General features: G+C 59.4%; 19 protein-coding genes. 13 read left to right on the top strand and 6 right to left on the bottom strand.

The window, feature by feature from the left end; genetic code table 11:
• Nucleotides 1-3 precede the first annotated feature (3 nt).
• From ILT44_RS15370 to ILT44_RS15340, 7 genes are all read left to right on the top strand, one after another.
• A complete protein-coding gene (locus ILT44_RS15370; RefSeq protein ID WP_204240482.1) occupies nucleotides 4-480 on the top strand; it encodes a DUF2231 domain-containing protein in 477 nt (158 codons plus the stop codon).
• A 5-nt stretch (nucleotides 481-485) separates the two neighbouring features.
• Complete coding sequence (locus ILT44_RS15365) at nucleotides 486-2,333, top strand: glycoside hydrolase family 15 protein (RefSeq protein WP_204240481.1); 1,848 nt, start codon at nucleotides 486-488, stop codon at nucleotides 2,331-2,333.
• Nucleotides 2,330-2,830, top strand: coding sequence for a hypothetical protein (locus ILT44_RS15360; RefSeq protein ID WP_204240480.1), 501 nt, complete (start codon nucleotides 2,330-2,332; stop codon nucleotides 2,828-2,830). Before ILT44_RS15365 ends, ILT44_RS15360 begins: the two co-directional genes overlap by 4 nt.
• Nucleotides 2,831-3,023: 193 nt before the next feature.
• Nucleotides 3,024-4,487, top strand: a complete 1,464-nt coding sequence (gene hydA, locus ILT44_RS15355; RefSeq protein WP_204240479.1) for a dihydropyrimidinase — start codon at nucleotides 3,024-3,026, stop codon at nucleotides 4,485-4,487.
• Nucleotides 4,488-4,634: 147 nt separating this feature from the next.
• Nucleotides 4,635-6,005 carry an amidohydrolase family protein gene (locus ILT44_RS15350; protein ID WP_204240478.1) on the top strand — a complete coding sequence of 457 codons (1,371 nt, stop codon included), beginning with the start codon at nucleotides 4,635-4,637 and terminating at the stop codon, nucleotides 6,003-6,005.
• Nucleotides 6,006-6,012: 7 nt separating this feature from the next.
• Nucleotides 6,013-6,684, top strand: coding sequence for an aspartate/glutamate racemase family protein (locus ILT44_RS15345; protein ID WP_204240477.1), 672 nt, complete (start codon nucleotides 6,013-6,015; stop codon nucleotides 6,682-6,684).
• 52 nt (nucleotides 6,685-6,736) lie between these two features.
• On the top strand, nucleotides 6,737-8,188 hold the full coding sequence (locus tag ILT44_RS15340) for an amidohydrolase family protein (protein ID WP_204240476.1): 1,452 nt from the start codon (nucleotides 6,737-6,739) through the stop codon (nucleotides 8,186-8,188).
• A 104-nt stretch (nucleotides 8,189-8,292) separates the two neighbouring features.
• Here the strand turns inward: ILT44_RS15340 and ILT44_RS15335 are convergent, their stop codons facing one another.
• Nucleotides 8,293-9,930 carry an amidohydrolase gene (locus ILT44_RS15335; protein WP_204240475.1) on the bottom strand — a complete coding sequence of 546 codons (1,638 nt, stop codon included), beginning with the start codon at nucleotides 9,928-9,930 and terminating at the stop codon, nucleotides 8,293-8,295.
• A 194-nt stretch (nucleotides 9,931-10,124) separates the two neighbouring features.
• Between ILT44_RS15335 and ILT44_RS15330 the strand changes: the two genes are divergently transcribed.
• From ILT44_RS15330 to ILT44_RS15320, 3 genes are all read left to right on the top strand, one after another.
• On the top strand, nucleotides 10,125-11,162 hold the full coding sequence (locus tag ILT44_RS15330; RefSeq protein ID WP_204240474.1) for an amino acid ABC transporter substrate-binding protein: 1,038 nt from the start codon (nucleotides 10,125-10,127) through the stop codon (nucleotides 11,160-11,162).
• Nucleotides 11,163-11,228: 66 nt separating this feature from the next.
• Nucleotides 11,229-12,401 carry an amino acid ABC transporter permease gene (locus tag ILT44_RS15325; RefSeq protein WP_204240473.1) on the top strand — a complete coding sequence of 391 codons (1,173 nt, stop codon included), beginning with the start codon at nucleotides 11,229-11,231 and terminating at the stop codon, nucleotides 12,399-12,401.
• A 3-nt stretch (nucleotides 12,402-12,404) separates the two neighbouring features.
• Nucleotides 12,405-13,517: an amino acid ABC transporter permease gene (locus ILT44_RS15320; RefSeq protein ID WP_204240472.1), complete on the top strand. Its 1,113-nt coding sequence runs from the start codon at nucleotides 12,405-12,407 to the stop codon at nucleotides 13,515-13,517.
• A 115-nt stretch (nucleotides 13,518-13,632) separates the two neighbouring features.
• Here the strand turns inward: ILT44_RS15320 and ILT44_RS15315 are convergent, their stop codons facing one another.
• The 5 genes from ILT44_RS15315 to ILT44_RS15295 form a co-directional block, all read right to left on the bottom strand.
• Nucleotides 13,633-14,928 (bottom strand): NAD(P)/FAD-dependent oxidoreductase, encoded by a 1,296-nt coding sequence (locus ILT44_RS15315; RefSeq protein ID WP_204240471.1) that lies wholly within the window; start codon nucleotides 14,926-14,928, stop codon nucleotides 13,633-13,635.
• A gap of 132 nt (nucleotides 14,929-15,060) precedes the next feature.
• Entirely contained in the window at nucleotides 15,061-18,096 is a 3,036-nt protein-coding gene (locus tag ILT44_RS15310; protein WP_204240470.1) for an aminotransferase class III-fold pyridoxal phosphate-dependent enzyme, read from the bottom strand.
• A 115-nt stretch (nucleotides 18,097-18,211) separates the two neighbouring features.
• The gene (locus tag ILT44_RS15305; RefSeq protein ID WP_204240469.1) at nucleotides 18,212-18,640 is read right to left on the bottom strand and encodes an Lrp/AsnC family transcriptional regulator; all 429 of its coding nucleotides are present in this window, start codon (nucleotides 18,638-18,640) and stop codon (nucleotides 18,212-18,214) included.
• 400 nt (nucleotides 18,641-19,040) lie between these two features.
• The gene (locus ILT44_RS15300) at nucleotides 19,041-19,493 is read right to left on the bottom strand and encodes an RbsD/FucU family protein (protein WP_204240468.1); all 453 of its coding nucleotides are present in this window, start codon (nucleotides 19,491-19,493) and stop codon (nucleotides 19,041-19,043) included.
• Between the two features lie 84 nt (nucleotides 19,494-19,577).
• The gene (locus ILT44_RS15295) at nucleotides 19,578-20,555 is read right to left on the bottom strand and encodes an aldo/keto reductase (protein WP_204240467.1); all 978 of its coding nucleotides are present in this window, start codon (nucleotides 20,553-20,555) and stop codon (nucleotides 19,578-19,580) included.
• A gap of 511 nt (nucleotides 20,556-21,066) precedes the next feature.
• Between ILT44_RS15295 and ILT44_RS15290 the strand changes: the two genes are divergently transcribed.
• From ILT44_RS15290 to ILT44_RS15280, 3 genes are all read left to right on the top strand, one after another.
• Nucleotides 21,067-22,611, top strand: a complete 1,545-nt coding sequence (locus ILT44_RS15290; RefSeq protein ID WP_204240466.1) for a sugar ABC transporter ATP-binding protein — start codon at nucleotides 21,067-21,069, stop codon at nucleotides 22,609-22,611.
• Nucleotides 22,612-22,616: 5 nt separating this feature from the next.
• A complete protein-coding gene (locus ILT44_RS15285; protein WP_307826518.1) occupies nucleotides 22,617-23,612 on the top strand; it encodes an ABC transporter permease in 996 nt (331 codons plus the stop codon).
• 123 nt (nucleotides 23,613-23,735) lie between these two features.
• Nucleotides 23,736-24,677: an ABC transporter substrate-binding protein gene (locus tag ILT44_RS15280; RefSeq protein ID WP_204240464.1), complete on the top strand. Its 942-nt coding sequence runs from the start codon at nucleotides 23,736-23,738 to the stop codon at nucleotides 24,675-24,677.
• Nucleotides 24,678-24,747 lie beyond the last annotated feature (70 nt).

The raw sequence follows: 24,747 nt of genomic DNA, 5'->3' as shown, positions 1-24,747 counted from the left end.
GCCATGAGAGCCGATACCATTGTACGAGAGCGCAATCCCCAAAGCACTGCGCAGATCGCCGGGCACCCGCTGCACCCGATGCTGATCCCATTTCCGGTGGCCTTCCTTGTAGCCACTCTCGTATGTGATCTGCTTTTCTGGAACACGGGCAACGGCGCCTGGAGCACGGCCTCAATCTACCTCTTGGGCGCCGCACTCGCCATGGCGGCTCTTGCGGCTGTTGCCGGCCTGACCGATTTCCTGGGCGATAGACGAATCCGTAGCCTATCGGCAGCTTGGCACCACATGCTCGGCAACATTGTCGTGGTGCTCCTCTCATTGTGGAATTGGTATCGCCGCTACGACGCCGGCGACGCTGCCGTGCTGCCGACTGGGCTTCTCATCTCGCTCGTCGTGGTGCTCCTCCTGCTCTACACAGGCTGGCGGGGGTGGGAGATGGTCTACCGTCACCGGGTTGCCGTGTCGGATCAGGGAACCTGATCCGAATGCTCGACTCCGTGGTCCGTTCGGACGCGCTCTCCACCCGCACTGCCTATCCTGAGATCGGTGACTATGCGGTGATCGGTGACTGCCGCACCGCTGCGCTCATCTCGCGGGCAGGGTCCCTCGACTGGCTCTGCCTGCCGCATTTCTCCGGGACGAGCGTGTTCGCCGCGCTCCTCGACCCACAGCGCGGCGGGCGCTTTGCTATAGGGACAAACCAGGAGTTTCAGGCATCGCGGCGCTATCTTCCAGGGACCCCGGTCCTGGAAACCACATTCCGGACAGCCTCCGGCATGGCGCGCCTGATTGACTTGATGCCCATTGAGGAAGATGCAGGCCGCCTCGCGCCCATGCGGGAGGTCCTTCGGGTGCTGGAAGGCGTTGAGGGCGAGGTGATCCTGGACGTCCGGTTTGAGCCCCGCCCGGACTATGCACGGGAGAAGGTTCGCATCCGATCCCGTGGCGCCCTTGGATGGTCCTGCTCCTGGCGCGACGAACTTTGCCTGCTGACCTCGGATGCCCGCCTTGATCCGGCGCCGGATGGAACTGCCGTCATTGGGCGGGTTCGCGTCAGAGCAGGTGAAAGGCTGCGCTTCTCGCTGGCCTACACGAAGGGAGATGTCGCTGTCATCCCTCCCTTGGGGGAGCATGCGCAGGAGCGTCTCCATCGGACGATCGAATGGTGGCGGCGCTGGACAGCGCAATGCACCTACGAAGGTGCTTACAGGGAGGCGGTCCAACGCAGCGCCATCACGCTGAAGCTGATGACCTTCGCCCTGTCGGGCGCAGTGGTCGCGGCACCGACCGCATCCCTGCCTGAAGCCATCGGAGCCGGCCGCAACTGGGACTATCGCTACTGCTGGCTGCGTGACGCGACCCTCACCATGAGGGCCTTCACCGGACTGGGCTATCAGAATGAGGCCGCATCGTTCCTGCAGTGGCTCCTGCATGCCACGCGACTGACCTGGCCCAAGCTTCAGGTCATGTACGATGTCTATGGCCGAACCAATCTCAAGGAGGAAGAACTCGGCCACCTGTCCGGCTACCGTGGATCCCGCCCTGTTCGGATCGGCAATGGAGCCCATGCGCAAGTCCAGATGGACATCTATGGCGAGGTCGTGTCCGCGGCCTATCACTTTGTCAGGAATGGCGGACGGCTCCAGCCCGATGAGGCAAAGCTGCTCGTCGGCTTCGGCGAAATTGTCTGCAAGCACTGGCGAGCCCCCGACCATGGCATCTGGGAGGTCCGCGGCGACAAGCGTCAGTACACGTTCTCAAAGGTCATGTGCTGGTCTGCGCTCGACAGCTTGATCAGACTACAGGAGCATGGCGGCATCACCATCGATGCGGACAAATACCGCCAGGAACGTGATGGCATTGCACAGGCCATCGAGACACGCGGCTTCAACGAGGCACTCGGCAGCTACACCAGCGAGTTCGACGGCGACTGCCTGGATGCCGCGCTGCTGCTGATGGGCTGCCTGGGATACAAGGACCCAGGTCACCCCCGCATGCGCACCACGTTCGAAAGAATCCATGAGCGGCTCGGATGCGATGGTCTTCTCTATCGTTATAAACGAGGTCTTGATGGTGTGGACTCGCCTGAAGGCGCGTTCGGGATCTGCAGTTTCTGGGCTGTCGACAACTTGGCAAAGCGTGGCGACCTGACTGCTGCCATCGAGACCTTCGAGCACATCCTTTCCTTTGCCAATGATGTTGGGCTCTATGCCGAGGAGATCGACGTTCCAACAGGAGCGGCACTCGGCAACTTTCCCCAAGCTTTCACTCATATCGGTCTTATCAATGCGGCCATTGCGCTAGCAGAGGCAGAGACGGGTTCGGGCCGATGACCTCTGCAGGCCTGCCGCCATTCTGGAGCATGATGATCTGGGGCCTCGCAGCGACAGTCGCGATGACCACTGTTCTTCAGGGCGCCCAGGGCCTGGGGCTTTCCCGTCTGAGCCTGCCTTTTCTCGCCGGTACGTTCTTCACCGGGGATCGGCGGCGGGCCGTCATTGTAGGGTTCGTATTCTATGTCATCGGAGGGTGGCTCTTTGCCTTCCTCTACTTCGTCATGTTCGCCAGCCTCGGTCTCTACACGTGGTGGCTTGGTGCCGCGGCAGGCCTGCTGCACGGAGTGTTCCTGCTTGTCTGCGGCCTCCCTCTCCTGCCCTACCTTCATCCACGCATGGCGTCGGAATATGATGGCGCATCCGCGATACGGCAGCTCGAGCCTCCCGGCTTCATGGGGTTGAATTACGGCCATCGGACGCCTCTGACGACCCTCGCCGGCCAGGCCGTGTACGGGGCCGTATTGGGCGGCCTGCCACAGATGGCGATGGCGTAGGAAGAAAGCGGACAAAACGCTTCCGCATCTCAGCGACGACGGCCAAAGCAACCCTGATGCATGGTTACATCCGGTCCGCCATGACCCATCATGGAATAGGGACCATCTCTAAGCTCACTATCAACTTCCCCTTGCTGAGGCCGATTTCATCTGCATAGATTGTGAGCTCTCCCACCCTAAAGCTTTGGGGCCCATGACCGAGTTCGATTTGGTGATCAAAGGTGGATCCGTTGCGACCACCGATGGTGTCACGTCCATGGACATCGCTGTTCATGGCGGCGTGATCACCGCACTAGGCCAGAACCTGCCTCGGGGGCTCCGTACGATCGAGGCCGCGGGCAAGCTCGTTCTCCCGGGCGGAGTAGACGCCCATTGTCATATCCAGCAATTGTCCGGCGGCGGGCTGATGAATGCGGATACATTTGAGACGGCTACGCGCTCCGCAGCGTTCGGCGGCACGACGACGGTGATCTCCTTCGCAGCGCAGCATCGAGGGGACAGGCTGCAGGATGTCGTGGAGAATTACTCGCGCGTTGCGGCAGCCGGCGCTGTGACGGATTACGCTTTCCATCTTTGGATTTCCGACCCGACGCCGGAAGCGCTGGAGCATGACCTGCCCCGGCTGATCGAAAGCGGGCATCGTTCGATCAAGATTTTCATGACCTATGATCGTGTCCGCCTGCTCGACGAGCAGATGTTGGATGTGATGATGGTCGCCCGGAAATATGGAGCGCTGGTCTGCGCCCATGCCGAGAACCACGGCATGATCAAGTGGATGGCCGACAGGCTCGTATCCCGAGGTTACATCGAGCCGAAGTACCATGGTGTGAGTCACCCTCGCGTATGCGAAATCGAGGCTTTTGAGCGTCTCATCCGCTTCTCTCAGCTCCTGGACCAGCCCATCATGCTGTTCCATGTATCCACGGCGGAAGGCGCTGCCGTTATCCGGCGCGCGCGCGGCGAAGGCATCAAAGTCTTCGCCGAAACCTGTCCGCAATACTTGTTTCTAACGGCGCAGGACCTGGACCGCCCGGGCCTCGAAGGCGCCAAATGGATGTGCAGCCCTCCTCCCCGCTCAACGGCCGACCAGGAAGCGCTCTGGCGAGCGCTGGAACTTGGGGATCTTCAGGTCGTCTCCTCCGACCACGCACCATACAGGTTTGATTCCAGTGGCAAGCTTGCCGCCGGCCCCGAAGCTGATTTCAAGCAGATCGCCAATGGGCTTCCAGGGCTCGAAACACGCTTGCCGCTTCTGTTCGATGCCATGGTGAGCCAAGGAAGGTCCAGCCTCGAAAAGTTTGTCGAGCTGACGGCAACGGCCCCGGCGAAGATCTATGGCCTCCATCCCCGAAAGGGTGCCATCGCAATCGGCGCTGACGCCGACATTGCGATTTGGAACCCGGATCGCGAGGTGACGCTCACCGATGATGGCCTGCACGACAATGTCGGCTACAACCCCTTTGCCGGTCGTACGCTGCGGGGTTGGCCGGAAACGGTTCTGCGTCGAGGCGACATCATCATCGCAGACGGAAAACTCCAGGCCGCCCCAGGTTCAGGTCAGCTGCAGCTGCGCGGGTGCGCTGCGTCCATGCGCCCAGCCGGGAAGTTGAGCCCCGAGTTCGATCCGGCAACTAACTTTGGGGCTCAACTCCTGTGACCTGCAACGTCGATTTTTCACGGGCCCGCCCACCTATCAACCTTCACATCTGCACCGGCTCGGTTCATCATGACTAATACGGTAACAGCTGTCCGACGCGCGGCTTGGGTTGTCGCTTGGGACGAGAGCACCTCTCAACACGTCTACATGCAAGATGTCGATATAGTCTTCTCCAAGGACGGCATCCTGCATGTGGGTCCGGCCTATGAGGGTCACGTCGACGAGGTTATTGCCGGCGCCTCCTTGATGGTGATGCCGGGATTTGTGAACGTCCACTGCCATTCCGGCGATGAACCCATTGCCAAAGGCCTGTTCGAGGACGTTGGAACAGCAGCGCTTTGGGGCAACGCCCTTTATGAATATTCCGCCCTCATCGACGCGGATGACGATGCCAAAGCCGCCTGCCAGACGATCATGCTGGGCGACCTGATGCGCAGCGGCGTGACCACCCATCTCGATATCGCCTCTCCTCATTCCAAATGGCTTTCCCTGGCCGCCGAAAGCGGGTTGCGAGCCTACCTCGCGCCTGGTTTTCGCGAAGCGCAATGGCGGATGGCCGGCAGTCACCGCCTCGATTTCGAATGGAACAAGGCCCGGGGACGAGAGCGCTACGCTGAGGCTCTGGCCTTCGTGGACCAAGCATGTACGCATCCCAGCGGCCGAATCGATGGCGTGATTGCGCCATCACAGATCGAAACATGTTCCGAGGAGTTGATTCAGGATGCCGTCGCTGAAGCGCGCCGCCGCGGCATGCGGATCACCATCCATGCGGCGCAAACCATGGCCGAGCACGAGGAGCTGCTCCGGCGCACCGGAGAGACTGCACCTGCCCTGCTGGAGCGTCTGGGCGTGCTTGGACCGGATCTGATCCTGGGCCATTGTATTTTCCTGGATCATCATACCTGGACACGGCAACGCAGCCGCGACGACCTTGCTCGACTTGCCAGAAGCGGCACTTCGGTGGCCCACTGCCCCGTGACTTTCGCGCGCAGCGGCATGACGCTGGAAAGTCTGGGCGCTTACTGTCGCGCAGGCGTCAATGTGGGCATCGGCACTGACAGCTATCCCTTCAATATGCTGGAGGAGCTGCGCGAGGCTTTGATCTGCTCCCGCATTGCAGGACGGAGTGTCTTCGACCTCGATACGGGCAGTCTGGTTTCTGCCGCAACACTCGGCGGAGCAAAAGCCCTCGGTCGAAGCGACATTGGGCGGCTGGCGGCTGGCGCCAAAGCGGATCTAACGCTCGTGGATCTGAGCCATCCGGCCATGCAGCCGGTCCATGACCCGCTGCGCAATCTGATCCACTGTGCGGCCGAGCGCGCCATTCGCGACGTCTACGTGGACGGCGACGCGGTCGTGAAGGGCCACCGAATCGTCAACTTGGACTATGACGGAGCAATTCGAGAGCTTCAGGACGCGCAGAAGCGCGCCTGCCGGCGCGCTGAACAGGATGATCCTCAGGGCCGCTCCCTCTCAACCTTGGCTCCCTATTCCCTGCCGCTCGCTGTCCGAGGATGATACAAAGATGGGACCGTCGGTCTATGTCATCAATCCGAACTCCTCAAAAACTGTTACGGCAGCAATAGACAAGGCCGTCACCCCCTTGAGGAGTGCCGATGGACCGAGCATCGTTTGCCTGTCCCTGGCGGAGGGTCCGCCCGGCATCCAGTCACAGCGGGATGTGGACGGTGTCATCATGCCCATGCTGCGCAAGGCGTCCGAACTGGAAGAGAGCGCGGGCGCCTTTGTGATCGCATGCTTCTCCGATCCTGGCCTCCACGCGCTTCGCGAGCAGAGCCGGCGCCGTGTCTTCGGAATAGCCGAATGCGGCGTACTGACAGCCCTCACGCTCGGCCAGCGATTTGGGATCATTGCCATCCTGCCAACCTCGATTCCAAGGCATCTCCGCTATCTCGGTGCAATGGGTGTCATGGACCGCTTCGCAGCCGACCTGCCGATCGGACTAGGCGTTGCGGAGCTTTCCGACGAAACGCGAACCTTAAGTCGCATGATCGAGGTGGGCCGCACGTTGAAGGACGTTCATGGAGCCGACGTGCTTGTCATGGGCTGTGCCGGCATGGCCAGCTATCGCAACGCCCTGGAGGAGGCCGTTGGAATTCCTGTCGTCGAGCCAACTCAAGCAGCCGTTGCTATGGCCGTCGGCCATGTCCGCCTCTCGCACGCTCGAACGTCCTAGTGCGCTCAAGCTTATCTGCAGGATCTTCCTTCTCTGTCGTATGGAGTCTGAAATGACCAGCGTTGTCGCCAAGACGACCCTCTTCCGCAATTGTGATTGGATCGTCGCCTGGGATGAGGCCGCTCGATCCCACATTTATCTTCGCAACGCGGATTTTGCGATCCAAGGCTCGGATATCGTCCATGTTGGAGCGGGTTATTCCGGTCCTGTCGATGCCGAGGTCGACGCAAGCCGGATGATGATCATGCCTGGTTTTGTGAACGTTCACAGTCACCCAGGCCATGAGCCCGGCTGGAAGGGGATGCTGGAGGAGTTGGGCAGTCCGCGCCTCGGTCAGAGCTCGCTGTACGAGTTCATGCCGGTTTTCCAGATTGGCCCGGAATACACACGCCCGGCATTGCGGGTTGCGGCGTCGGAGTTGTTGAAGAGCGGTGTGACCACCATCTGCGATCTCGGCAGGCCACGGGAGACCTGGGCGGACGAATACGCGGAAACTGGTATTCGCGCCGTGCTCTGGGGCATGTTTCGCTCCGGCCCATGGAAAACCACCAACGGCCACTCGGTGGAGTATGATCTCGATCCGGCCACGGGCGACCGATTGCTGCGTGAGGCGATTGCAATTGCTGATGCCGCCTCGAAACACCCAAGCGGGCGTATCACCGGATTCATCGGCCCGGCCCAGATCGACACCTGTACGGAGGGGCAGATCCGCGACGCGCTCGAGGCCGCACGTGAGCGGAGCCAGCCGATCCAGATCCATGCCGCACAGAGCATCGTGGAATTTCAGGAGATCATGCGCCGTTATGGATGCACACCCATCGAATGGCTGGACAAGATCGGTGCCCTCGGGCCGGATACGATCATCGGCCACTGCATCTTCCTGAACGACCACCCTTGGCTGCATTGGCCGCACGCCAACGATTTCGAGCGCCTGCGCGACAGCGGCGCTCAGGTCGCGCACTGCCCTGTGGTCTTCGCCCGACGCGGTATTGCCTTGAACACCCTGAGTCGCTACGCCAAGGCGGGTATCCGGTGTGGTATCGGCACGGACAGCTTCCCACACAACATGCTCGACGAACTTCGCATGGCCTGTTATGCGGGCCGCATCATCGCGGGAAGCTTTACCTCCGCCACGACGCGGGATGCGTTCATGGCCGCGACTGCCGTCGGTGCCGACATGATCCGGCGCCCCGACCTGGGGCGCCTTGCTCCAGGCTGCAAAGCGGATTTCTCGGTGGTCGACATGGGCAATCCTTATATGCAGCCCGATTACGAACCCATTCGAAGCCTCGTCTATTCGGCCAATGACCGAGCCATCAAGGACGTCTATGTGGACGGGCGTCAGGTCGTCCGGAACGGTGAGGTGCTGGACTTCGACATCAGCGAAGACCTTGAGATGCTTCGCAGGGGACAGGCCGAAGCCATTGCGGCAGCGCCGCAGCGCGACTGGGCAGGCCGAGACCTCGAGCAACTGAGCCCCCGCGTGTTTCCTGTTCGTAATTGATGGAACTGGCAGATTTTTTTGTGTCAGGCCCACAGAATGCAAGAAAGCTCCGAGACAACTCGGAGCTATTTTATCAAACCAATCTTCTGCCAGCCTAGCTCGAATCAGCGAGCCGCCTCCCCATGGCGGTCGAAGACGATCTCGCCTCCGCGGATCGTGAGATCGCATCGGGTGTCATGCAGGATCTCCTCGGGCGAGGCTGTCATGAGATCACGGGAAAACACCGCGACATCCGCTGCAAGTCCGGGGACGAGACGCCCCCATTCATGCTCGGACTTGTTCACATAGGCGCCGAACTCGGTGAATGCAGTGATGGCCTGTTCGATGGATACAACCTCCCGCTCGTCCATGACGGTGCCATGGGACGTTTTGCGGGTCAGCATCGAGAAGAAGTTGGGGAAGGGATTGATGTCGCAGACGGGCGCATCACTGCCGGCGGCCGGCTTGAAGCCAAGGTCGATCCAGGTTCTGAGTGGATAGGAGGGCTTTGCCCGCTTTTCGCCTACAACGGAAATGTACAAGTCTCCGAAGTCATAGATGAATACAGGCTGCGGCACAGGCTGAACGCCCAGGCGCTTCATGCGGGCGTTCTGGTCAGCCCGCGCATAGCCCGCGTGCTCGATCCTGTGGCGGCGATCGGGATCCGGCATCGCCTCGAGAGCCCGCTCGAAGGCATTCAAGGTCTGTTCGATGGCAGCGTCGCCGATGGCATGGACGGCAAGTTGATAGCCTTTTGAATGATACTCGTGCACGAGGTCATTCATCTCGTTGTCGTGCAGGAGCATCAATCCCGTCGTTATAGGCTCCCCTACATAGGGCTCGGACATGGCGGCCGTTCGTCCGCCTGCACTGCCGTCGGTGAAGATCTTCACAGGCCCGACGCGCAGCATGGAGTCGCCCACGCCTGTCACCACACCGTCTGCATAGGCCTGCTCGACGATGCCTCCTGGCCCTCCGAGCAGGCACTGGGTCGTCCGCACAGGCAGGCGGCCGAGGCGCTGGGCGATGCGATAGGCAGCGACCTCACGGTATCCCGCCCTCATGCCGACGCCTGCGTCCATCACGCTGGTGATGCCGTAGGACAAGCATGCGCGGCCGGCATCGTCGATCGCCTGAACGAGTTCCTGATCCGTCGGTTCCGGCAGCACGGCCTTCAAACGGTCCCGCCCGGTCTCGGCCAGCAAGCCGGTCAATCGTCCGTCCCTCTGCTCGATGGCACCTCCCTGCGGGACTGGGGTCACCTCGTCGATTCCTGCAAGTTCAAGCGCTCTAGAGTTGCAGATCGTCACATGGCCGCAGGCTCTCACGATCGCAACGGGATGGTCGGGGGCAACCGCATCAAGCTCTTCACGGAGGGGATGACGCCTGACATCAAGCTCGAACTGGTCGTATCCGCGCCCCTGGATCCATTGGCCGGGAGGCGTGACCGAGACGCGCTGCCTGACCTTTTCGAGCAAAGCCGCAAGAGTGGGTGCGGAAGCAGGCCGTACATCCACATGGCCCATGATGACCCCATAGGGGAGAAGATGCATGTGGGAGTCGCACAGCCCTGGCGTTGCAAGCCTCCCCGCGAGATCGATCACGCGGGTCGACGGGCCAATGAGAGGCTGCATCTCGGCGGCTGTGCCTGCCGCCAGGACCTGCCCTGCCCAGAGGGCAATTGCTTCGGTCACCTGTTCTGAAAGTCCACGAAAGATGCGGCCGTTCGTGAGGACGATGTCGGCTTTCGGCAGAATGGGCATGAACGACTCACGCATTAAGGACGGAGCTGCGGCAACGGCTGCAGTTGAACAGGGGCAAGATTGCATACCTTTTAGCCAGCCAGCAAGTTCCCAGAAATATGACGCTGGGAAAATCTGCCCTTGAAACTCCAGTTGTTTCGGGTCTAGCTTGAAGCGTTAGCGACCAGATAAGGCGCACGGAAAGAGGGAGTACAATGATACAATCCAAATCTATGGCCCGCTGGCTTGCAATGGGCCTCATTGCCGGCGTTGCCGCTGTTTCGGCGGCACCCGCTTCTGCTCAAGCGACGCTCGACACCGTCAAGAAACGCGGCAAGATTCTCTGCGGCGTGTCGCCGGTCGCTCCCGGCTTCTCCTATGCTGACGACAAGGGCATTCGCCGCGGGTTCGACGTGGACATCTGCCGCGCCGTGTCGGCAGCGATCTTTGCCGATCCGGATAAGGTTGAATACGTTCCGCTCAATACGAACGTGCGCTTCCAGGCCGTCCAGTCAGGTGAAGTCGATATTCTTTCCCGGCAGAACACCTGGAGCTATACGCGTGACGCGTCCCTCGGCCTCGATTTCGGGCCCGTCGTGTTCTATGACGGCCAAGGCCTGATGGCGCCGGCCAAGCTCAACGTGAAGAGCGCCGGCGAGCTCGCCAATGCGGCGATCTGCCTGCTGCCCGGCACCACGACGCTCCAGAACCTGGAAGATTTCTTCCGGCCGAAGAACATCAAGTATGAGTCGGTGGTCTTTGAGAATTCCGACGAGTGGAGAAATGCCTTCTTCAATGGACGCTGCGATGCCATAACGACGGATCGTTCGGACCTCGCTTCCGTACGCGCCATCGCCAATGATCCCTCGCAGTATGTGGTTTTGCCCGAAACCATCTCGAAGGAACCGCTTGCTCCGACAATTCGTCAGAACGACCCCAACTGGCGCGATATTCTGAACTGGTCGATCTATGCTCTCATAGGTGCCGAGGAGAAAGGCGTCACCCAGGCCAAAGTGGACGAGTTCCTGAAGAGCGAAGATCCTGAAATCCAGCGCATGCTGGGTGTGAATGGCGACTTCGGAAAGATGCTCGGCCTCGACAACAAGTGGGCCTACAACATCATCAAATCCGTCGGAAACTATGGGGAAGTCTTTGACCGCAACCTCGGCCCCAAGACCCGCCTGGGCCTGACGCGCGGCCCGAACGAGCTCTGGACCAAAGGTGGCCTGCTCTACTCTCCGCCGTTCCGGTAATCTGAGATCAGCGGGCGGCCTGGCGGCCGCCCGTTTTTTCTTCGGCGCTCCCCGGAAAGGATCACCATGCGTGTCGATGCGTTGAGCGGGACGAGGCTCCTCTACAATCTCCGCTTCCGGGCCATCCTTTATCAGGTGCTCGCCGTCGGGAGCATCGTCGTTCTGGGACTTTACCTTTTCTCGAACGTCTCGCAGAAGCTGGCGGAACAGAATATTGCCACAGGCTTCGCCTATTTGAGCCGTGAGGCTGGCTTCGTCATCAGTCAGACATTGATCGACTACAAGCCGACCGATACCTATGGCCGTGCGATCTTGGCCGGCATCGTCAACACGATTTGGGTTTCCGCCTGGAGTGTCGTGATTGCAACGATCCTAGGCCTTATTGTCGGCATTGCCCGCCTCTCTCGCAATCCGCTGCTGGCCTTCCTCGCCTTTCTCTATGTTGAGGCGCTCCGCAATGTGCCTCTCCTGCTTTACCTTTTTCTCTGGTATGCTCTGATCGTCACCGGCCTGCCAGCTGTCCGCGAGGCATGGGAGGTTCTTCCTCATGTCTTCCTGAGCAACAGCGGCCTGACCGTGCCATCTCTGTTATGGACAAGCGCCCATACGATCATTCTCGTCGCACTGGTTCTCGGAGGGGCACTCGCGGTTGCTTTGCGTCGCCGGGCAACAGCTGAGCGCATCAGAACCGGCGGAGAGCGGACCATCTGGCCTCTGATTGCCCTCGTCCTGCTGACTCCACCGATTCTCGCGATCCTGATCATGCAGCCCGATTTCACGATCAGTGTCCCTGAGAAAGGGCGCTTCCGGCTGACAGGAGGCGCCCAGCTCACGCCGGAATTTACCGCTCTCCTCGTCGGGCTTGCCCTTTCCGCGTCGGCCGGCATCGCAGAGATCGTGCGAAGCGGCATATTGTCGGTGCGCAAGGGGCAGTGGGAGGCAGCACGTGCATTGGGCCTGAGAGACGGATCCACCATGCGCCTCGTCGTCCTTCCTCAAGCGCTTCGGGTCATCATTCCTCCGCTCACCAGCAGCTATTTGAGCCTTTTCAAGAACTCATCGCTTGCCATCGCCATCGGGTACCCGGATCTCGTGATGGTTTCGAACACGACCATGAACCAAACGGGCCAGGCGATTGAGGGGATCGCGATCTTCATGCTGGTCTATCTCGGCCTGTCGATCACAATTTCCATATTCATGAACTGGTATAACAGCCGCGTCGCGCTGAAGGAGCGCTAGGCCATGACGACTGCGACTGAGATCGCCGAAGCGCAACTGAAGATGCCGCTTCAGCGCGGGCCTAATGTGGAGCGTCGCCTGCTTCAGCGCACGTTCAAGCCTCTTTTCGGGACTCCAGTGAATGCAGCGGTCACACTGGTTTGCCTGTGGGTTCTCTGGCTTGGCGTCAAAGGCGCTTATGGATGGCTTGTGACCCGAGCGGTCACCGAAGGAGGGGCACAGGCCTGCAAAGTGGGGCAAGGAGCTTGCTGGCCTTTCTATGAAGCAAAACTTCGCTTCATGATCTTCGGTGTCTACCCTTACGATGAACATTGGCGCGTGCTGCTGGCGATGACCCTGTTCCTGGGTGCGATCGGCATCACAATGGTCCCGCGCTTCTGGAACAGGAAGCTTCTCGTCCTCTGGGGGATCACAATCGCAGCAACGGCAGTTCTCATTGGAGGTGGCATCTTCGGTCTTCGATATGTGCCGACGACGCAATGGAGCGGCCTGCCCCTCTCCTTCCTGCTCTCGGCGGTCGGGCTGGCGCTCGGATTTCCGCTTGGGGTCTTACTGGCTTTGGCCCGCTCCTCGAAGCTGCCTGCCATTCGTGTCATCGCCATCGTCTTCATCGAAGTGATTCGAGGTGTGCCCCTCATCAGCATCTTGTTCATGGCATCAGTCATGCTGCCGCTCTTCATGCCGAGCGGCGTCACAGTGGACAAACTGCTGCGGGCCCAGATTGCCATCATCATCTTCGCGGCCGCGTATATCGCGGAAGCCGTCCGCGGCGGTCTGCAGGCGATCCCCCGCGGGCAGCACGAGGCTTCCAGCGCCATGGGACTGCATTATTGGCAATCCATGCGTCTCGTGGTTCTGCCACAGGCCTTGAAGATCGCGATCCCGCCGCTGGTGAATATCTCCATCGGCTTTTTCCAGGACACGACGCTCGTCACGATCATTGGCCTTCTGGACTTTCTTTCCACCGTTCGCACGGCGATGCAGGATCCGGCATGGGTTGGGATTGCGGTCATGGAAGGATACGTCTTCGCAGCTGCCGTCTTCCTATTCTTCTCTTACGGAATGGGCGCCTACAGCCGGTTCCTTGAGCGTCGCATGCGGCTCGGGCACGACTAGGAAATTTGGAACGCTGCCGACTTGCGTGAACAGCTCTTATGACTAAATGGAAGGGCGCCTCGATCGAGGCGCCCTTCCATTTAGTCATAAGATGGTGCTCAAAACAAAACTCACATCAGGTGGCACGTGCCGCACGGCGTTCCTTGGCAAGATCCATGACCTGATAAGTCCAGTAGGTGAGTTGGGCTGCGGCAACGCCGAAAGGACCCCCGCTCCATACGAGACCAAAGGGTTCGTAGAGACGATAACGATCGGTCCGGCCGAGAATCCCTTCTGCGATCACTCGTCCTCCAATGGCCGTCGTGTTCATGCCGCGTCCGCCAAATCCGAAGACGTACCAGACTCCGGGCTGAAGTTTTCCGATGAGCGGCATTAGGTGGCGAGCATAGGCCATAAGGCCCGACCATGCCGTCTCCACACGTAAACCCTTGAGTTGAGGATAGGTGGATATCATCGTCTTCTGCATCATCTCCGCGAGACGGCGCGGCTCGGTCGTGCGCGTTGTGATCCGCCCACCCCAGAGAAGGCGTGTTCCCTCATCGACAAGACGGTAGTAATCGCCCGCACGGCGGTTGTCGCTGATCGCCATCGGCGTGCGCACCGCCTCTGCGATCCTCTCCGGTGCTGATTCCGTTAGAAGAACATAGGTCGCAATCGGCAAGATGCTGCGGCGCAGGCGGGGGACCAAATTGTCCGTATAACCTCCACCCGCCAGGACCACATCACGGGCCCTTACTTCACCGTAGGCTGTCCTGACCGTCTTTTCCACATCATCGAGATCGCAGCCCGTAACGCGGGATCCCTCGAAGATCCGCCCACCCAGAGATTCGATCGCCGTTGCCATGGACCGGGCATAATTGAGAGGGTGGAAGTGAAAGCAGGCGGGATCGTGAAGAGCCTGATAGTACTTCGACGAACGCAGAACGGCCCGCACGGCCTCAGTTGGCATGACCTCAAGATGATAGTCGAATTCCCTCTGCATCATCTCGCAATGTCGTGCGAGGCTGCTCGGATCATCATACCGGAGCACGCTCATCTTGCCGTAGACCCGCTTGTTGTCGCTTATGGCAAGATCGTTGATATTATCCTCGACAATGCGCACGCCCTCGATCGAAAGCCGATGCAATTCCCGGGCTTTTTCAGGGCCTACCATGCGGGTAATATTGGCATGACTCGTTGCATAGCCGGGGCCGACAAAACCTCCGTTCCGCCCTGACGCACCCCAGCCGACCCTTTCCGCCTCAAGCACCACAACCGAGCGACCTGAGCGTGCCAGATCGAGAGCTGCCGTGAGACCTGCAAGCCCGCCGCCAACGATGGCAACATCGGCAGTCACCATTCCCTCAAGGGAGGGGCGTGGCGACGCATCCGTGAGCGTGCGGGAGTAGTAGGTATCTCCGTAGCCAGTCATGAAAAGCTCCCGCTCCTTGCAATCTCCCTCGAACCTTACCGGCATCATCGGTGGCTTTAAAGCTACCTCTCATACTTTCTTCAGTTGACCGAGCATAGCTTTGCTTCCCGATTGAGAGTTCCGCCTTACGAGTCACTGAAGGACATCGGCCATGGACTGGTCAAGAACCTGGAGGAGCAAGTCCGCGTGCTCGTGTTTGAAGATCATCGGCGGGCGCAGCTTGATGACGTTATCGTAGGGACCGTCAGTACCCATGAGAACACCATGTTCCTTCGCCCTGTTGGAAATCTTGGAAGCCAAGTCGCCTGCATGTTCTTTGGTTGATCGGTCCCGGACCATCTCAATTCCCAGGAACAGGCCCCGGCCGCGGACATCCCCGATTGCTGGATACTTCTCCTGGAGGCGCTTCATGCCGTTGAGAAGATAGGCGCCCTGCTCCGAAGCATTGGCAAGCAGGTTCTCCTTCTCGAGCGTATCAAGAACTGCAAGTCCTGCTGCACAGGATACGGGATTCCCGCCGAACGTGTTGAAATACTCCATACCGTTCGCGAAAGCCTGCGCAATCTCACGGCGCACCGCGACGACCGCGAGCGGGTGGCCATTGCCAATAGGCTTGCCCATGCTGACAATATCAGGCACGACACCATGCTCCTCGAAAGCCCACATAGAGCTTCCGACGCGACCAAACCCGACCTGCACCTCGTCGGCGATTGCAATGCCTCCCGCGGCGCGAACCCGCGCATAGACTTCCTTCAAGTACCCAGGAGGAAGGAAGATCTGCCCTGCGACACTCGGGATCGTTTCTGCGATGAACGCCGCTGGAGCATGGCCCGACGACACGAGATCAGAGATGATCCTCCCGGCCTCGGCAGCATAATGGCTGCCGATCTCCTCCGGTGTTCCTTCAATAGGCGCGCGGTATACTTCGGGAATCGGAAGCTCGTGGGTGAAGGCTGGCCGCCCACGCCCTCCCCTTCGCTTGTACTTGTAGGGGCTGATGTCGATCAGAGACTGTGTATGGCCATGGTAGGCCCAGTCGAGCACCAGCATGTCGTTGCGACCGGTGAAGGCCCGCGCCATGCGCAATGCCAAGTCATTGGCCTCACTCCCTGTGCAGACGACGAAGAATGTGTCGAGCTCTTTAGGCAGGCTTTGAGCCAGCTTCTCCGTATAATCGATGATCGCATCGTGAAGATAGCGCGTGTTGGTGTTGAGAAGTGCGGCTTGACGGGCAATCGCTTGCACCACATTCGGATGGCAATGGCCCAGATGAGCGACGTTGTTATAGCAGTCGAGATAGGCACGTCCTGAATCGTCGATGAGCCAGACACCTTCGCCTCGCACCATTTTGAGAGGTGTGCTGTAGGACATACTGACATTGCGTCCCAGCCGCTCGCGCCTCTTCTCGACGAGTTCCTCCCTCTCGCGGCCGGCTCGCTCGAGGGCCTCGGATGTCAGTCCTGCGAAATCGTAGGGACGCGGGTAAATATCCTCCCAGACAGCGACAAATGCCTCTTCGCCGACACCGGGGATGATGCTGACATCCTCATAGGCCACCGTGCTCAGTTGAAGGTGAACGTGAGGCACCCAGCCGCCGTTCTCATCATAATCTCCGAGTCGGGCCACCAAGGCGCCGGCTTCCAGGCGCTCGCCGACGTAGCGCTCCCGGACTGATGCATGGTCGAGATGTCCCCAGAGCGTCCAGAAGCGAAGGCCGGGTTCCGGCTCATGCTCAAGCAGGATGAGGCCGCCATAATCCTGCGGCTCCGGGTTGATCGTGGCCGCAACGACGGTCGCAGCCATGGGCGTGAACATCTCCACCCCGGCTGGTGCGAAGATATCGAGCCCCAGATGCACATTGCGACGTGTGCCTTCAGCCAGCACCGACTCGAAGAAGGGTGCAGTATAGATGGTGCGCCGCTCTCCCCAGGGGCCAAGACCAAGGGTGAAACCGTGCTTGCGTACCAGTTCGGCATAGGCACGGTCGGCACCGGCATTGTCCTGGGCAGCACTTGCAGCTGCCAAGGGTTCGTCCATGCTGCCGAGGTTCAGAACATGCTTCGCCTGACGAGCCGGGTGCGGCTTCATCACAGGCGCAAGGTTTCGGCGATTGGCGGAGAGCCACTCCCGAATCCGGCGGGCTCCCGGCGCGGCCTCAAGCCCGCAGGCCTGACGCAGAATGCCAGTCGCGATACGATGGTCGATCACGGAGATTTTTCGCAGAAGATCCCAAGCAGGCTTTTCACTCACGAAGAGGTAGGGATCGTCGGCAGCACCCATGCGACGGGCAGCCGACATGGTGACGCTGATGGAGAGGCGGGCCATGATCAAATCCAGGATCATGGCGAATTCCTCGTCCCGGAGAGGATACTGGGCATGGTAACCGGAAACGATCCGGGCAGCCGCCTCGATGGGGCTTGCCTCGTCCAGCATGGCATAGGTGCAGGCCACGGCGACTTCGGCGACGACGGGCGAGTGTACGGCATCGCCAAAATCGATAAGGCCATTGACGTGTCCATCAGCAACAAGGATATTCCAGTCATTGGCATCGTTGTGAATGACGCCGCAGCGCAGGTGCTTCAAGGCCGGCACAACACGGGTGTCATAGATATCGAGGACTCTTTCGACGAGCCTGCGTTGCTCCGGATCAGTGACAGCATGCAAGCGCTCCCGCGATAGAGGCGCAGTACGGATCTCCCAATCGAAGGAGCGGTGAGCTCCCGCATGACCGAAGCTGTCAAGCGCCCGATCGAGTCGCCCAAGCAGGCTCCCAATGCCATGCAGGACCTGCGGTGTCTTCCTCTCTTTGGCGAGCGGGTGTCCCGGGAGATAGGACACAAGGCGAACGGCGTGCTGCCCGGCCGCGCCGTCGATCAGCGCATAATCCTGCCCACCCGCCGTAGGCACGATCCGCGGCACGGCCAAGTCCGGATCGCAGTTCTCCAAGTGGCGCAGGAGAGCAGTCTGGAATTCTATGGCGGAAAGTGGTTCTGCCGCGTTCATGATCTTGAACGTCAAATCCTGCCCGCTTGGCGTCTCGACGCGAAAGTTCTGGTCCCGCTCGCTCGGCAGGGAGGTGAGCTCACCTTCAATGCCAAACTGGGCCTGCAAAAGCTCATGCGCTTCGGGGCTCGAAAAAGCAGGACGAGGGTTGTCGAGAATGGTCACGGCAGCATTCCAAGTTTGTGTTTCCCGAAATCTGACACTGGTAGGGAGGCGGCTGCACCAGTCAATATGGCGGCCAGACCGCCATATTGGCGGCTCAGGCGTCGATGTTCACCGCTCAGGCTGGTTTCTCATCCTTCAGGATAATCGCCGTCGTGACATCCGCGACCTCCGGGATGAGGGCGATCTCGTCTCGAGCAGCATTGAGACCTGACATGGCACCTGCTTCAATCTCGACCACCAGATCCAAGTCTCCACTGACGGAGAGGCATCTGCGGACGGCTGGAAGAGCCGTGATGCGGGAGACGGTCTCGCGGGCCGGCGTTCGTCCAAGCCGGATCATCAGCAGGGCCCGAACGACCTCTCCTCCCCGATGGTCCTGCCGGACATCGGCCCTATAACCGAGAATGATGCCTTCCGCTTCCATGCGGGCGATCCGCTCACGAACGGAGCTGCGCGCCAGTCCGACTTTGCCGGCTAGGGTTTTAAGCGGAAGCCGGGCATTCTGCTGGAGAAGATGCAGGATCTGAAGATTCTTCTCGTCCATGTATTTCGATGCCCAGATCCGCTTTGAAGGTGCAGAACTTCTGTTAAATTACTTTAACCAGCTTTACAATACCCGCGCATTTCCCGCCGCAATGCTTGAGCCACATATGTAAGCTTTGTAAAAAAGCAGACACTTTTCGTTGTCTTAGGATAGTGCCAGGCTTACAGCAACCGTGTAGAGAGAGGTCTGAGACATGCGAGTGACCGTCTGCCAAATCGACTGCCGCCCGGATCGGCTAGATATCGATCCTTCCTTTGCATAGACAAACAAAACGACCTGTCCACGCTACGTGCCTGAATAAAGGAACCGGCTATCTAAAGCGCTCGTTTATCCCAATGCGATAGGAAACCTATGTCACTTCATAGGATGCAGAACGCGAAGAACCCAGGAGAGACCTTCGTCATTCTCCTGATGGACGGGATGCACTGCGAACAACACCTTTCTTCAAAATTACGTTTCCATAAAGTCTGGTCTCTCCTGTTGAAACGATGGCATATGCAGCCTTGGCCTGCTCGTAGAAGGCAAAACGCTCAAGAGCCGCAAGGTGAAAGGCCGATCCCTCATGAAGCGCAATGATTGCACGGAACTCATCGAAGATCGGTTGCTCCGCTTGAGGGTCACCCACGACTTCCATGCGCCATGCCGCCTCCGGCACGAAGTCGTCGAGAGGCATGACTGATAGAATTGCATTGGTCACGGCTGTTACCGGCAGCCCATCGAGTCTGACGAGGCGCCGAGCCATGGCAGCTGCCGGAAAATTGCCGTCGACGACAGCGATTTCATCGCCATGTCCCATTGAGCGTAACACCATCAGCAGATCTGGAGATAGGAGAGGATCAATGTTTTTCAGCATGGCTGACAATCCCTGACTGATTGAAGGGTCTGGGTCCATACATGGCGCTGCACAAGAAAGCTGCAAAGAACCCGCACCGACGGCTTATTCTGGATTGTATTGGCGGCTCGCCTCCGGGTCGTCAGTTGAGTAAGACAGAGATGCCAGTTCATCCCAGACTGTCTGGGGAATCGACCAGCGTGCCCATTCGAGCGTTTGAACAACCCGTTCGGGCTTGCTGACTCCGCAGATCGTGGATGTTACCCGCTCGTCGCGCATCGAGAACTGCAGGGCGACGGCGCCTGGTGGAACACCGTGCTTGGCGCAGATCGCCTCGATTCGGCGAATGGGGTCAAGCTGACCCTCCGAAGCCTCTTGGTAGACGTAGCGTCGGTATGAATCGGAGCCCTTTGCCAAAACACCGCCCGCATAGGGCGCCGCGTTGAGAACGGAAATTCCCTTGGAATGTGCGAAGCTGATCATCGCCTCCGCATTGCGGTTGGCTAAGGTGAAACGATTATGCGTAATCATTGCGTCGAAGTCCCAGTCACGCAGAAGTGGCATCATGATCTCCACAGGTCCTGCGGCAAGCCCGACGGCTTTGACCAGCCCCTCCTCCTTCATCTTGAACAATTCCGGAAGGGCTCCGTGCGCGCCGATGGTGGCTTCGAGCGAGTCGGCGTGCTCCGGATCATGAAGATGCAGGAGGTCAATGCGGTCGAGCCGGAGAGCCTTGAGGCTCTCCTCCAGGGAGCGCCGCGCCTGCGAGGCATCGAAGCGGTTGGTCCTCGGGTCGCGATCCAGCTTGGTCGAAAGCACAAATCCTTCCGGCAATCCTCCGCGTTCACGGATGACATCGCCGATTCGTTCCTCGCTGCGGCCGAAACCATAGATGCGCGACGTATCGAGAAAATTCACAGGGCCGGAGAAGATGGCTCGCACGGTCTCTCGAGCCCTGTCTTCGCTGACGTCGTAGCCATAGGTCCCCGGCATATCTCCTAAAGAGGAGGTGCCGAAACAGACCTTGGAGACCGAAAGGTTCGTGCGTCCGAGCCGGCTCTTCTGGATTGGGTCGATGGACATCTGATTGCTCCATTCAGGTCCCTCGGCATCCTTCGTCCCGCGGGCCTCTTCGAGGAAGAGGTTCAAGCCTATTGCGCTGCCATCGAGCCGGCAAGCGCTGTAGCCGCTGACAACAACGGCAGTGAGTCGCTTGAGATTCCAATCACCCTAGTCTGGCTAAGAGATAAAGTTACAGTTGCTGATCCACCCTCTTTCTTGATCCCATATTTCCAGTTGCCTGCCCCTTGGCTTCATGAATATCATCCTCAAAACAAGAAAGCTTCCGACGCTCAATTCCATCCGGTTCCGGAAGGCGCCGAACGAATGGTGTCGAGAGCAAAGGATCGTCAAAGGGCGGCGGCCGGGAGGAACAGATGCGGGTACAGGACAAAGTCCTGCTCACGACCGCAGCGGCCTGGAATCTTGAGTGTCTCGGCGCCCTCGCTCGGCTGCGTCAGGATACGCCCAGTATGGCGAGTGCTGATGGCTTCCCCAATACTTCTGGTGCAGTGTTGCACCTAGAGAGCCGCTCATGAAGCCGCTTGTCACGATCACGGATCTGGACAAGTCGTTCCCAGGCGTGAAGGCTCTCAAGAAAGCTCGTTTCGAGCTATTTGCGGGCGAGGTCCACGCCCTGATGGGAGAGAACGGCGCCGGTAAATCGACCCTGATGAAGGTTCTCGCCGGAATCTATCACAAGGATGCTGGGGAGATCCTCATCGACGGCACGCCCGTCGATATACCCTCTCCGCGTGCGGCCCAGGACTTAGGCATCAGCATCATTCATCAGGAGCTGAACCTGATGAATGATCTCACTGCCGCCCAGAACATCTTTATCGGTCGCGAGCCCAAGCGGGCCATGGGTCTCCTGCTCGATGAGGAGGCACTGAACCGGGCTGCCGCCGAAATCTTTAAGCGCATGCATCTGAGGCTCGACCCTCAGGCCGAAGTTGGCGGACTGACGGTGGCCAAACAGCAGATGGTCGAGATCGCCAAAGCCCTGTCATTCAGGTCCAAGGTCTTGATCATGGACGAACCCACCGCTGCCTTGAACAGTGCCGAGATTGCGGAGCTGTTCAGCATCATCCGCCAGCTCAAGGCCGAGGGTGTCGGCATCGTCTATATCTCCCATAAGATGGACGAGCTGGAGGAAATCTCCGACCGCGTCACCGTCATGCGCGATGGCGAATATGTCGGCACGGTCCCTACCGCTTCGACGAGTGTCGATACGATCATCTCGATGATGGTTGGCCGCAGCCTGACCGAGACCAAAACGGACGTTCCCGACCTGTCGAGTCATGAGGTGGTGCTTGAGGTCCGCAATCTGCGGCGAAGCAGCACTATTCAAGATGTCAGCTTCAAGCTGCGGAAAGGCGAAATTCTTGGTTTCGCAGGTCTCATGGGTGCCGGCCGCACGGAAGTCGCGCGAGCGATCTTTGGTGCAGACCCCATCGATAGCGGAGAGATCATCGTCAGAGGTCAGCCTGTGACGATCCGCTCGCCACAGGACGCCGTGCGGCTCGGCATTGGCTATCTCTCCGAGGATCGAAAGCGCTTCGGGCTTGCAACAGGCATGGATGTGGCGGCCAATATCGTCATGCCCTGTCTGAGCAAGTTCCTTTCCATGAATGTGTTCCTCAAGGCACGAGCCATCCGGGAGACCGCGCGCTCCTACATCGGGCGATTGCGGATTAAAACGCCCTCGGAAGCCCAGGAGGTACGGTTTCTGTCGGGCGGCAATCAGCAGAAGATCGTGATCGCCAAATGGCTTGCGCGGGACTGCGAGATCCTGTTCTTCGACGAACCCACTCGCGGCATAGACATCGGGGCGAAAAATGAAATCTACAAGCTTCTGAACGCCCTTGCGGAACAGGGACGAGCCATCGTGATGATCTCGTCCGAGCTGCCCGAGATCCTGCGCATGAGCCATCGGATCGCCGTGATGTGCGAAGGAAGGATGACAGGCGAGCTGCCTTCCGAGGGAACGACGCAGGAGGATATCATGCGTCTTGCAACACAGCGTCATAGTATCACTGCAGATAATGTGAACGCGGCAACGAAGGGGTCCATCTCGTGACGACCATCGTAGAAAAGGAAACCCAGACCGTTATCAGGTCCGCTGTGTTGAGCCAGGGGGCGTGGCAGAAGCTTCTTGCTTTCGCCAGCCTGATCGCTCTCATGGCCGTCTTCAGCATCGCCTCCGAGAATTTCCTCCAGGCTGATAATCTCATCGGGATCCTGCAGGCGACGGCCGTGAACGGTGTTCTCGCCGTCGCTGCGACATTCGTCATCATCACTGGCGGAATCGACTTGTCGGTTGGCACCTTGATGACGTTCTGCGCGGTCATTGCAGGCGTGTTCCTGACCTATTGGGGCCTGCCCATGCCAGTGGGAATCCTCGCGGCCATTGCGGCAGGGGCGCTGTGTGGATCGGTGTCTGGCACCCTCATCGCCAAGATGAAAATTCCGCCCTTCATCGCCACACTTGGCATGATGATGCTCTTGAAGGGCCTCGCCCTCGTGATCTCGGGGACCCGGCCGATCTATTTTAACGATACACCCAATTTCTCAATGATCTCGCAGGAATCCTTCATCGGAGCGATCTTGCCTTTCCTGCCCATTCCCAATGGAGTTCTGATCCTGTTCGTCGTTGCGGTGGCTTCCAGCCTTGTTCTCACACGGACCGCTCTTGGCCGCTACACGTTCGCACTCGGATCGAATGAGGAGGCGGTGCGTCTCTCGGGCGTCAATACCGACTTCTGGAAGATCATTGTCTATACGGTCTCAGGTGGGATCTGCGGCATCGCCGGTCTCATCATCGCCTCGCGTCTCAACTCTGCCCAGCCTGCACTCGGCCAAGGCTATGAACTCGACGCCATTGCGGCCGTGGTCATTGGCGGCACCTCCCTGAGCGGCGGGCGCGGCACGATCCTTGGAACGATCATCGGCGCGTTGATCATCAGCGTCCTTACGAACGGTCTGCGCATCCTCTCGGTGGCCCAGGAATGGCAAACGGTCGTGACCGGAGTCATCATCATTCTCGCCGTCTATGCGGATATCCTGCGCCGCAGAAGCTAAGGATCTCCCCTCACCTCTCGTGATCATGGAGGAGCAGACAAAATCATAGAAGCCTTATCAATCCGGCGCACGATTATCACAAGCACGCCGGGGTCGACCACGAGTCACAATCAGGAGGAAAAAATGTGGAATAGACGCATTCTTCTCAGTGCGATCGGCATCACAGCGGTGATCGGATTTGCAGGCCCCTCAGCAGCCCAAGAGATTTATATCCCGCTCGTCTCGAAGGGTTTCCAGCATCAGTTCTGGCAAGCCGTCAAGGCCGGAGCCGAGCAGGCTGCCAAGGACAATAATGTGCGCATAACATTTGAGGGGCCGGACAGTGAGACCATGGTCGACAAGCAGATCGACATGCTCTCGGCTGCTCTTGCCAAGAATCCCAAGGCGATCGGCTTTGCGGCGCTCGACAGCCAAGCGGCTATCCCACTTCTGCGAAAGGCGCAGGCCGCCAAGATTCCGGTCGTGGCCTTTGACTCCGGCGTTGACAGCGACATTCCTGTGACCACGGCCACCACGAACAACCTGGCAGCTGCGGCATTGGCCGCGGACAGGATGGCGGAATTGATCGGCGGCGAAGGCGACGTTGCCCTCGTGGTTCACGATCAGACCAGCCGCACGGGCATCGACCGTCGCGACGGCTTCCTGAACCGGGTCAAGGAGAAATATCCGAAGATCAACATCGTGAGCGTTCAGTATGGCTCCGGCGATCACCTGAAGTCGACGGAGATCACGAAATCCATTCTCCAAGCCAATCCCCGGCTCAAGGGTATCTTCGGCGCCAACGAAGGCTCGGCGATTGGCGTGGTCAACGGCGCCCGTGAGATGAACCGCAAGATCGTCATTATCGGCTATGATTCCGGCAAGCAGCAGAAGCAGGCGATCCAGGAAGGTCTCATGGCGGGTGCAATCACCCAGAACCCGGTTGGCATTGGTTACAAGACGGTTGAGGCTGCTGTGAAAGCACTCAAGGGCGAGAAGCTTGATAAGGTTATCGACACCGGCTTCTTCTACTACGACAAGTCGAACATGAGCGATCCAAAGATCGCAACCGTTCTCTATGATTGAGCGAGGCCTACCGGGAGAGGGTCCATTCCCTCTCCCGTGCTCAGTCGAAGATGGGCAGCCATCGGCGACC

This window comes from Microvirga arvi (genome assembly GCF_016892765.1).
Lineage (GTDB): Bacteria > Pseudomonadota > Alphaproteobacteria > Rhizobiales > Beijerinckiaceae > Microvirga > Microvirga arvi.
The sequence above is the reverse complement of the archived record's forward strand: the minus strand, read 5'-3'. Positions and strand labels throughout refer to the sequence as shown.

Coding starts and splice junctions, on each gene's coding strand:
- ILT44_RS15370 (WP_204240482.1), top strand. CDS start 4: ATGAGAGCCGATACCATTGTACGAGAGCGCAATCCCCAAAGCACTGCG.
- ILT44_RS15365 (WP_204240481.1), top strand. CDS start 486: ATGCTCGACTCCGTGGTCCGTTCGGACGCGCTCTCCACCCGCACTGCC.
- ILT44_RS15360 (WP_204240480.1), top strand. CDS start 2,330: ATGACCTCTGCAGGCCTGCCGCCATTCTGGAGCATGATGATCTGGGGC.
- hydA (WP_204240479.1), top strand. CDS start 3,024: ATGACCGAGTTCGATTTGGTGATCAAAGGTGGATCCGTTGCGACCACC.
- ILT44_RS15350 (WP_204240478.1), top strand. CDS start 4,635: ATGCAAGATGTCGATATAGTCTTCTCCAAGGACGGCATCCTGCATGTG.
- ILT44_RS15345 (WP_204240477.1), top strand. CDS start 6,013: ATGGGACCGTCGGTCTATGTCATCAATCCGAACTCCTCAAAAACTGTT.
- ILT44_RS15340 (WP_204240476.1), top strand. CDS start 6,737: ATGACCAGCGTTGTCGCCAAGACGACCCTCTTCCGCAATTGTGATTGG.
- ILT44_RS15335 (WP_204240475.1), bottom strand. CDS start 9,930: ATGCCCATTCTGCCGAAAGCCGACATCGTCCTCACGAACGGCCGCATC.
- ILT44_RS15330 (WP_204240474.1), top strand. CDS start 10,125: ATGATACAATCCAAATCTATGGCCCGCTGGCTTGCAATGGGCCTCATT.
- ILT44_RS15325 (WP_204240473.1), top strand. CDS start 11,229: ATGCGTGTCGATGCGTTGAGCGGGACGAGGCTCCTCTACAATCTCCGC.
- ILT44_RS15320 (WP_204240472.1), top strand. CDS start 12,405: ATGACGACTGCGACTGAGATCGCCGAAGCGCAACTGAAGATGCCGCTT.
- ILT44_RS15315 (WP_204240471.1), bottom strand. CDS start 14,928: ATGACTGGCTACGGAGATACCTACTACTCCCGCACGCTCACGGATGCG.
- ILT44_RS15305 (WP_204240469.1), bottom strand. CDS start 18,640: ATGGACGAGAAGAATCTTCAGATCCTGCATCTTCTCCAGCAGAATGCC.
- ILT44_RS15300 (WP_204240468.1), bottom strand. CDS start 19,493: ATGCTGAAAAACATTGATCCTCTCCTATCTCCAGATCTGCTGATGGTG.
- ILT44_RS15295 (WP_204240467.1), bottom strand. CDS start 20,555: ATGTCCATCGACCCAATCCAGAAGAGCCGGCTCGGACGCACGAACCTT.
- ILT44_RS15290 (WP_204240466.1), top strand. CDS start 21,067: ATGAAGCCGCTTGTCACGATCACGGATCTGGACAAGTCGTTCCCAGGC.
- ILT44_RS15280 (WP_204240464.1), top strand. CDS start 23,736: ATGTGGAATAGACGCATTCTTCTCAGTGCGATCGGCATCACAGCGGTG.